Genomic DNA, 4,388 nt, shown 5'->3' with positions numbered 1-4,388 from the left:
GGCCAGCCACTGCCGTTGAAACAGGAGGTTGGGCGTATGGGTGTCGCTGGTGGGGAAGTCACGGTCACGGCCCTCACACACCGGGGCGCTGTACGCACGGCCAACGAGGACGCCGTGGTCATGGGCGCGCTCACGGTCGCCAGCGCCAACATGACCCTCCCGGCGCGGTGCGTCCTGCCGGTCACCGAGCCGGTGATCCTGGCCGTCGCCGACGGCCTGGGCGGCCACGCGGCGGGCGAGATCGCCTCGGAGCACGCCGTGCACCGCATGGCGGAGATGAGCCCGCGGCTGGTGAGCCCCGACGACGTCGACGTCCTGCTGAAGAACATCGACGAGGAGATCAAGGACCACGCCACCCAGCATGCGGAGTTCTCCGGCATGGGGACGACGGTCGCGGGCCTGCTCCTCAACACCGACGGCAACTTCTGGTTCAACGTGGGCGACTCGCGCACCTACCGGCTGGAGGGGACCCGGCTGCGCCAGCTCTCCGAGGACGACTCTCCACCGCTGCCCCCCTCCGACGACGGCAAACCGGTCACCACGAACTTCATCACCCAGTCGCTGGGCGGAAGCGGCAGCACCGCGATGCTGCCGCACGTGGGACGCGACCACGAGCCGGACCCCAGCGCGTGGCTGATGTGCAGCGACGGCCTCTCGGACCTGGTGACGGTGGCGGAGATGGAGCGCCTCATCGCCGAGGCCGGAAGCGACGAGGGTGCCGTGCACGGCCTGTGGCAGGCGGCCATGGAGGCCGGCGGCCGCGACAACATCAGCATCATGCTGGCCCGCCGCGTCTGAGGCCGCCTGAGTCCGCCTGCGGCCCCGAGGCACCCCTCGGAATACGTCCGGCCGGGGTGCTCCGGGGAGTGCGGTACACCGGAGCACGCGCTACGCGCTTTCCGCTCCGGCGCCGCACCCCTCGATCGGAGCGGTTCCCGGGGTTCTTTCAGTCGTCCGTGCCGCCGGGGCGGTTGCGCATGCGGATGAGCAGGATGGCGATCAGGGCGATGACGGCGATTCCAGCCACGACGCCGCCGACCGGGCCCAGCACGGACGGATCGGTCGGCGACCGGGCCGGAGGCGACTCGTCCGCGTCCGCGCCGTCTCCCGAGCCGTCGGCGCCGTCGCCGTCCTGCGGCGCGGACTCCTGGGCCTCGGGAGAGGATCCGGTACCGGCGACGGCCTCGTCGGTGACGGAGAACGCGAGCTCGTCCTCCAGCGCGTGGCCGTCGGAGGACACGATCCGGTAGGCGACGGTGTACTCGCCTGCGGCGGGCAGGTCCCGCAGGCCCACGGAGGCGTCCGGGCCCTCGATCTCGACCTCGCCCTCCTCGTAGTCGGCCCCGTCGGGGCCGGTGACCACGATGGCGTTGCCGCCGTCGCCGATGTCGTCGCTGAAGGTCAGCTCCACTTTTCCGGGGGCGGTGTCCAGCTCGTCGCCGTCCTCCGGAGTGGAGCCGAGCAGAGTGTCGTGGGCGAGGGCGGGCGGCGCCGTCGCGGTCGCCAGCGCCAGGGAGCCGAGCAGGGCCGCGGCGGCGACCGCCGGGCGCCGCATCCGCGCGGGGAGCCGCTGCTGCGGGGGTGTGCGGAGCGCTGCGGGCATGTCCAGGGTCATCGGAGGGGTTCCTTAGGGACGGGGATGGGGACAGGCCTCCGGGCGGGAGGTGCCCGTCGCGGGGCGGCACGGCGTATGCGTACCCGTTCCGCCGTCGCGGACCGGGTACGGACCGGGGCCGTACGGCCCCTCAACCTATACAGTCGGCGCTTCCCCGGCGGCGCCGCGCGTGCCTCCGTGCCCCTGCTGCCCCTGTGCTCCGGGGGTGCGCCGGGCGGTGCGTCCGCAGCCGTGCTGCGGCGGTTCCGCAGAGCCGGGACGAGGGGAGGGCGGGCCGTCAGGAAGCCATCGGCAGCGGCTCGCGGCGCATGTAGCGGCGGTCCTCCGGTGTGGTGCCTCCCCAGACTCCGTGCGGCTCGCCGACGCTCAGCGCCCAGTTCAGGCACTCGGCCCGGACGCGGCAGGTGCGGCAGATGGCCTTGGCGAGGTCGGCGTCGTTCTGCCCGGGGCCTGTCGTGCTGACGGGGAAGAAGAGTTCGGGGTCGTACTGGCGGCATGCGCCTTGGGCGACCCAGTCTTCGCTTTCGTGGTAAAGGCGGTTCACCAGGAGCCTCCGTTCCCTGGCCGGTCCCCGCGCGGGAGCGTGTCGGCCGGGTGCCGCGCGGAGGACGTGTCTGGTCGCAGCACGGAGCGGCGGTGGCCGTCGCCCCATTGCGATGCGACCCATCGTAGTACTACGGATGGTCGTACTACGAAAAGCCTGCCAAAATTCTTCGCTCCGCTTCAAGTCCGCGGGCGCTTCCGGTGCCGATTCCCGCGGTCCGCGGAGAGCGCGGAGGGTGCTGCGCGTCCGCCGCGCCCGCTACCCCGCCGATCGCGGCGCCTCCCGTCCGCACACCGCCGGATCGCCCGCATCGGCGCCTCTGCGGGACGGGCGGGGCCGGCGAGGCGGGAAACCCCGCGAGCGCGGGGGTCGCTGCCGTTCGCCGCCGGCGGGTTCGCCGGAGCGGCAATGTCGCGAGGATTCACCCGAATCCGTGTGACTTAATGCACTCGTAAAATTCGCTGTGCGTCCCCCTGCGTTCGCCCGAGAGCAGGCACAATCGCCTCTGGCGCGCAGCACCGACCCCCTCCGCCGGTGCTCCCGGACGGCGGTCCGAACCCCCTGGTGAGCATGGCGTGAGCGGTACTTCCCCGGTGCGCGTATCGACGCCCCCGACGGCGACGCAAAGTGACGACCGGGACCAAATAGACAGGCCATACCCGCTGAAACAGTGCTGAAACATACGCCGTTCGGAAGCTGGAAACGCTGCTCAGAAACGTTCGCTATGTTCCATCGACGTGCCTGACGAACAGAGCGATGACGAGACCAGCGCCGTGTCCGACCCCGGGGATCAGCCCGCTGTAGTCGGCGGCCCGGCGGCTTCCGACGGCCTGCTCCTGCAAGAGCCGACCGTCGCCGACGGCCCCGACCTGTGGCGGTTGGCCCGCGATTCCGGGCTCGACATGAACTCGCCCTACGCCTACACGCTGTGGAGCCGGGACTTCGCCGCGACCAGCGTCATCGCACGTGACAGCGAGCACAATCCGCGCGGTTTCGTTACCGGATTCGTCCGTCCCGCCTATCCTGAAACGTACTTCCTGTGGCAGGTGGGCGTGGACCCCGGCTTCCGCGGACGCCGGCTGGCACGGCGCATGCTCGACCACATCGGCGACCGGATCGCCGAACTCGGGCTTACCTACCTGGAGGCCACGGTGACACCGGACAACGCCGCATCCCGCGCGTTGTTCGAATCCTTTGCCCGGTCCAGGGAATGCACGGCGGTGTGGAGCCCGCTGTTCGGAAGCGAGCACTTCCCGGCTGACGACGGCGAGGGCCACGAACCCGAGGACCTCGTCCGGATCGGCCCGCTGGGCCGTCCGGGCGCCGACCGCAGCACGTCCGCCGATATCTGACAGCCCACTCACACCAGAGCTGAACAACCCCGACCCCCACGCGCCACACACACGGTGAGCCCACGATGGGGAAAGGACTCAAGGAACTCACAATGGAGATCTTCGAACGCCTCGAATCCGAAGTCCGCAGCTACTGCCGTAGCTGGCCGGTCGTCTTCAACGAGGCGCGGGGCAGCTACGTCTACGACGAATCGGGGCGTCCCTACCTCGACTTCTTCGCGGGTGCGGGCTCCCTCAACTACGGGCACAACAACCCGGAACTGAAATCCAAACTCATCGACTACCTGATGAGCGACGCGATCGTGCACAGCCTCGACGCGTACTCCAGCGCCAAACGCGACTTCCTGTCGACGTTCGGCGAGAAGATCCTCGATCCGCGCGGACTCGACTACAAGGTCCAGTTCCCCGGCCCCGCTGGCAACAACGCCGTCGAAGCGGCCCTCAAGCTCGCCCGCAAATACACCGGGCGCGAGACCGTGATCAGCTTCACCAACGGGTTCCACGGCATGACCCTGGGCGCCCTGGCGGTCACCGGCAACTCCATGAAGCGCAGCGGGGCCGGCGTTCCGCTGAGCCACTCGACCACCATGCCCTTCGACAAGTACATGGACGGTCAGACGCCCGACTTCCTGTGGTTCCGCAGCATGCTGGAGGACAGCGGCAGCGGCCTGGACGCGCCCGCGGCGGTCATCGTCGAGACGGTGCAGGGCGAGGGCGGCATCAACGTCGCAAGCGCCGAGTGGCTGCGCGGCCTCCAGGAGGTCTGCCACGAGTACGACATGCTGTTCATCGTCGACGACATCCAGATGGGCTGCGGTCGCACCGGCCCGTTCTTCAGCTTCGAGCACGCCGGCGTCACGCCCGACATCGTCACCCT

The 4,388-nt window shown here is 70.1% G+C and carries 5 protein-coding genes; 3 read left to right on the top strand and 2 right to left on the bottom strand.

Translation table 11 applies throughout. The annotated features are described in order from the left end of the window. The first annotated feature begins 36 nt into the window (after positions 1-36). Complete coding sequence (locus D452_RS0100990) at positions 37-798, top strand: PP2C family protein-serine/threonine phosphatase (protein ID WP_017542314.1); 762 nt, start codon at positions 37-39, stop codon at positions 796-798. 148 nt (positions 799-946) lie between these two features. On the opposite strand, the gene D452_RS0100985 is transcribed toward D452_RS0100990, so the two are convergent. Both D452_RS0100985 and D452_RS0100980 read right to left on the bottom strand, forming a co-directional pair. Then, positions 947-1,615, bottom strand: a complete 669-nt coding sequence (locus D452_RS0100985) for a copper resistance protein CopC (RefSeq protein WP_017542313.1) — start codon at positions 1,613-1,615, stop codon at positions 947-949. Positions 1,616-1,892: 277 nt separating this feature from the next. Continuing rightward, on the bottom strand, positions 1,893-2,159 hold the full coding sequence (locus D452_RS0100980; protein WP_017542312.1) for a WhiB family transcriptional regulator: 267 nt from the start codon (positions 2,157-2,159) through the stop codon (positions 1,893-1,895). Between the two features lie 737 nt (positions 2,160-2,896). On the opposite strand from D452_RS0100980, the gene ectA reads away from it, so the two are divergent. Together ectA and D452_RS0100970 are read left to right on the top strand one after the other, a co-directional pair. Further along, complete coding sequence (gene ectA / locus D452_RS0100975) at positions 2,897-3,511, top strand: diaminobutyrate acetyltransferase (protein WP_017542311.1); 615 nt, start codon at positions 2,897-2,899, stop codon at positions 3,509-3,511. A 92-nt stretch (positions 3,512-3,603) separates the two neighbouring features. Next, positions 3,604-4,388, top strand: a 785-nt coding sequence (locus tag D452_RS0100970; protein WP_017542310.1) for a diaminobutyrate--2-oxoglutarate transaminase, incomplete at its 3' end; no start/stop codon positions are given.

The sequence above is a fragment of the Nocardiopsis prasina DSM 43845 genome, assembly GCF_000341265.1.
Lineage (GTDB): Bacteria > Actinomycetota > Actinomycetes > Streptosporangiales > Streptosporangiaceae > Nocardiopsis > Nocardiopsis prasina.
The sequence above is the reverse complement of the archived record's forward strand: the minus strand, read 5'-3'. Positions and strand labels throughout refer to the sequence as shown.

Excerpts from the sequence above, each read along its gene's own strand:
- D452_RS0100990 (WP_017542314.1), top strand. The coding sequence starts at position 37 with ATGGGTGTCGCTGGTGGGGAAGTCACGGTCACGGCCCTCACACACCGG.
- D452_RS0100985 (WP_017542313.1), bottom strand. The coding sequence starts at position 1,615 with ATGACCCTGGACATGCCCGCAGCGCTCCGCACACCCCCGCAGCAGCGG.